The sequence below is a fragment of the Photorhabdus sp. RM96S genome (genome assembly GCF_042879335.1).
Lineage (GTDB): Bacteria > Pseudomonadota > Gammaproteobacteria > Enterobacterales > Enterobacteriaceae > Photorhabdus > Photorhabdus kayaii.
Genome location: NZ_JBHFKT010000088.1, coordinates 1 through 3,554, shown reverse-complemented (window position 1 = coordinate 3,554; position 3,554 = coordinate 1). Strand labels below are relative to the sequence as shown.

The 3,554-nt window shown below is 42.1% G+C and carries 4 protein-coding genes; 2 read left to right on the top strand and 2 right to left on the bottom strand.

What is annotated here, in order from left to right:
* Positions 1 to 103: 103 nt before the first annotated feature.
* Positions 104 to 1,228: a Tm-1-like ATP-binding domain-containing protein gene (locus ACGF49_RS24135; RefSeq protein ID WP_387493184.1), complete on the top strand. Its 1,125-nt coding sequence runs from the start codon at positions 104 to 106 to the stop codon at positions 1,226 to 1,228.
* A complete protein-coding gene (locus ACGF49_RS24130) occupies positions 1,212 to 2,042 on the top strand; it encodes a phosphoenolpyruvate hydrolase family protein (RefSeq protein ID WP_113044388.1) in 831 nt (276 codons plus the stop codon). Before ACGF49_RS24135 ends, ACGF49_RS24130 begins: the two co-directional genes overlap by 17 nt.
* Before the next feature lie 482 nt (positions 2,043 to 2,524).
* Here the strand turns inward: ACGF49_RS24130 and ACGF49_RS24125 are convergent, their stop codons facing one another.
* Together ACGF49_RS24125 and ACGF49_RS24120 are read right to left on the bottom strand one after the other, a co-directional pair.
* Positions 2,525 to 2,887 carry a hypothetical protein gene (locus tag ACGF49_RS24125; protein WP_191215004.1) on the bottom strand — a complete coding sequence of 121 codons (363 nt, stop codon included), beginning with the start codon at positions 2,885 to 2,887 and terminating at the stop codon, positions 2,525 to 2,527.
* Between the two features lie 254 nt (positions 2,888 to 3,141).
* A complete protein-coding gene (locus ACGF49_RS24120) occupies positions 3,142 to 3,366 on the bottom strand; it encodes a helix-turn-helix transcriptional regulator (RefSeq protein ID WP_228902821.1) in 225 nt (74 codons plus the stop codon).
* Positions 3,367 to 3,554 lie beyond the last annotated feature (188 nt).

The window sequence follows — 3,554 nt, the reverse complement described above, 5'->3', positions numbered from 1 at the left end:
TAAAAATATCAAAGCACATGGTTTTTGCTCTCAAAAAGAGAGTATGAGATCATAACTATTACCGTCGGTCAAATCTGATTTTTTTAACAAAATATTCACGATCTTGCCCTGTCAGAATAATCAGCATAAAAAGATAGATATTCATTCACTTCAGGTGGCTGAGTATCATCCCGCTGGCGTTGATCCCGTTTTTTGTGGCGTACGGAATAAAGCGATAACCGCGATGTCTGTCGCCCTCACAAATTTCCTGAACAGTTCAATCGACGATATCGCGGGGGTGATTGGTATCGGAGGCTCAGGCGGAACAGCGCTGATTACTCCGGCTATGCAAAGCCTGCCGATCGGTTTGCCTAAAATCATGGTATCAACGATGGCGTCAGGGAATGTCTCGGCCTACGTTAGGGACAGCGATATTGCCATGCTGTATACGGTAACCGATCTCAACGGACTCAACCGTATTTCTCGTGCAGTATTGTCTAATGCTGCAAATATGATGGCGGGCTCTGTCAATTATTTTACGCCATTGGCTGATATTCATAAACCCGCTTTAGGGTTGACGATGTTTGGTATAACGACTCCATGCATTAATCAGCTCACTACTGAGTTAAATGCTCAATACGATTGCCTGGCTTTTCATGCTACCGGCAATGGTGGAACAAGCATGGAGAAATTGGCTAAGGACGGCAAATTGGTTTGTGTTTTAGATATTACATTAACAGAAATTTCCGATCTGTTATTTGGGGGGGTTTTGGGTTGTCCTGACACACGCTTAGATGTCATTGCAAAAAAAAGCATTCCGTGGATCGGCAGTGCTGGTGCTTTGGACATAGTTAACTTTGGTGCAAAAGACACGATCCCAGAACGCTACAGCAACAGGCTGTTTTTTGAGCATAACTCTCAGGTGACATTGATGCGAACGACACCTGAAGAAAACTATCAGCTTGGTATCTGGATAGGGAACAAACTTAATAAGTGTGATGGACCTATTCGATTCATTATTCCGGAAGGCGGATTCTCTGCGCTAGATTGCCCTGAACAACCTTTTTATTTACCTGCATCAACACAGGCTTTCTGTCATGGACTAAAAAAAACAATAAAACAAACAAAATTGCGAAAAGTTATAAAAACACCTTTTCACATAAATTCACCACAATTTTGTACTCTTGTAATACAACAACTCAAGGAAATTATAGAACACCAGGGAATCTCTTATGAAGAAAAAATATAATCAGATTATTGAAACTCTAAAACAAAAAGTCGAACGTAACGAAACTATTATTGGGGCGAGTGCAGGTAGTGGTCTTTCGGCGCGTTGCGAAGAAGCAGGAGGGGCAGACCTCATTATCGTATATAATTCTGGACGCTTCAGAATGGCTGGCAGAGGATCATTGGCCGGATTAATGCCATACGGTAATGCAAATGAAATTGTCAGAGAAATGGGTAATGAAATATTGCCGATAGTTAAGGAAACACCTGTATTGGCGGGTGTCTGCGGTACTGATCCATTCTGTAATTTATCTCTTTTCCTGGATGAACTGAAGGCACAAGGTTTTGCTGGTATTCAGAACTTCCCAACAGTAGGACTGATTGATGGAAAGTTCAGAAAAAACCTGGAAGAAACAGGCATGGGCTATGCACTGGAGGTTAAGCTAATCCGCCTGGCACATGAAAAAGGAATGATTACCACTCCTTATGTTTTCAATGCAAAAGAGGCTGAGGCTATGGCACAAGCAGGTGCTGATATCATTGTTGTACATCTGGGGCTAACCACTGGCGGTGATATTAGTGCTAATACATCATATGATCTGAAATCTTGTATACCAATCATTAACGCTTGTGCTTCGGCAGCTAAAACTATCCGAAATGACATTATTACGCTATGTCACGGCGGCCCAATTTTGGAACCGGAAGATGTCGCCTATATTATGGCTCATTGTCCCAATTGTCATGGGTTCTATGGCGCCAGTTCAATGGAGCGTTTGCCAACAGAACAAGCCATCAAACACACGATCCAGAAATTTAAAGAAATTAATCGGGGTTAGTGAGAGTTATACTTAAGCTATGTGGAAACTTAGTACCACAACCGTAATATCTGTTACGTTATGATGACGCATTGTTTTCTTTTCCTCAAAATATGGAAAGGTGCCCAATATGCCATACCCAGCCAACATATGCCTGTCTGGCTCCCTTATTTCATCCTACCAGGCCGCAACAACTCAGCCTCACTTGTCTCCGGGGCTTACTCAGCAATGTTAACGAAAAAATGTCTGAACAGAAGCCCCTGCCGCATCACGCTGGGTTGCTGATCAGGGGCAATCAGCAAACTGCTGGAGCCGCTGTATAAGACACTACGTCGGTATGCCAGGAAAAGTGCACGGTGACGACATCCCGGTACCACCTCAGACCCTAGGAAGGGGAAAAATCAACCCGATGAGTATCGACAATATCGAATACCCTGTCAGCGATAATTTATGCCTTTAAACCGGAAAACCATCCAAAAATTTTCCGGTTTCATTTGAAAAAACTATTTTATTTCGTTTTTCAAAGCCCTACGGTGACATTCACCACTCGCTTTTTCATGCAAAGTAAACAACATCGGTAATAGAGAACTCAACGCCTCTAGGCTATGCCCGAGCTGACACAAACTCTCTGGCGTAAATTCATGGATGTTATTACTGGCAAACGACAACATTGAGTCACCAAGAAAAGTTACACCATGACACATGCCCATAGTATTTTCTTTGGATGATTCAATTAACTGACACAGTACAGTATCGCTAATACATGAAAAATCCAATGATGCAATCGCATCCGACATGCCAGACCATAGGATATTCACATCAGATATATCACCGTCGTCGGGAGTATCAGGGACGCTACTGTGCATAATATTGCTTCCCAATTGGTTTACAAAAAATTAAAACCAAAGAAAAGTCTGTAAGCGCGGTATGTACTTCGGTTTCTACATTAGATTGTGCGTTAAATGTATAACGCTTTGAGTATGAGGATATGTTACTATTCATATTAGCCATACATTAGTTCTTGTAATGTTGTGGTTAGACGCTCTGATTGTGTTGCAGCACTTTCAGAGCGTTGCTTTTATGGTTCCTATAACTGTCACCATATTCTTTCGCCTGGAGATCAAGATCTCTTCCTCCTTTTCTGGTAACGGGAAGGCCAGATTTCATCAGGCTTCTGTCCCAGTGCGTTTGCAATAATTGTTTCACCTTTACACCAAGGTCTTTGCAAGGCATTAGATAACGTTGACGATGCCAGCCCTGCTTCTCTAGAAACAGCCGCCAATGACGTTCCTTTCTTTTTCAACGCGGCGATAATATCTGCCGAATGCCAATCTTTTTTCTCCACAAGAATTCTCCAATAAGATATATTTCGTGCTACATACAATTTTGATGGCACGTTTTACTTCAATTTGTATTTCAAACAGGGAACCTCTAAAAACTTTTCACAGCCACAAAATTGAGTAAAATGTAGGCACAGTACATCTCTGCAAGGTAGCGCTGTCATGATACCGCCTCGTTCTGCTTTAAAAAAAG

Excerpts from the sequence above, each read along its gene's own strand:
- ACGF49_RS24130 (WP_113044388.1), top strand. The coding sequence starts at position 1,212 with ATGAAGAAAAAATATAATCAGATTATTGAAACTCTAAAACAAAAAGTC.
- ACGF49_RS24125 (WP_191215004.1), bottom strand. The coding sequence starts at position 2,887 with ATGCACAGTAGCGTCCCTGATACTCCCGACGACGGTGATATATCTGAT.